Source organism: Rhizobium ecuadorense, from assembly GCF_001187535.1.
In the GTDB taxonomy this organism is placed as follows: domain Bacteria; phylum Pseudomonadota; class Alphaproteobacteria; order Rhizobiales; family Rhizobiaceae; genus Rhizobium; species Rhizobium ecuadorense.
On record NZ_LFIO01001140.1, the window covers coordinates 1 to 282 of the forward strand.

1 pseudogene is annotated in these 282 nt (G+C 53.2%); it reads left to right on the forward strand.

Annotation, left to right across the window (positions count from 1 at the left end):
* Positions 1 to 179 precede the first annotated feature (179 nt).
* A pseudogene (locus AF337_RS24545) lies at positions 180 to 282 on the forward strand (DUF779 domain-containing protein); the annotation flags it as partial.

Consider the following 282-nt stretch of genomic DNA (forward strand, 5'->3'; position numbering starts at 1 on the left):
CGGCTTCTTCTGAGAGCAGCCGATGATGTTATGATGAAAAGCCTTCTCCCCGACACGGGGAGAAGGCCTTGTCTTTAGAGCGCCACGCATCCCGTAGGACGCTCTAACGCTTTGAATTTGCGTATTACCTTTCCAAAAATCGATCCGATTTTCGGGGTTATCCGCCGGAGGAGGCAGCCATGGAAACCACCGTCAACGGCGAAGCGCGTGTTCTCGCAACCGACACAGCTCTCGATTTGATCGCAGAAATCAAGTGGGATCATCCCGATATCCTCTTCCACC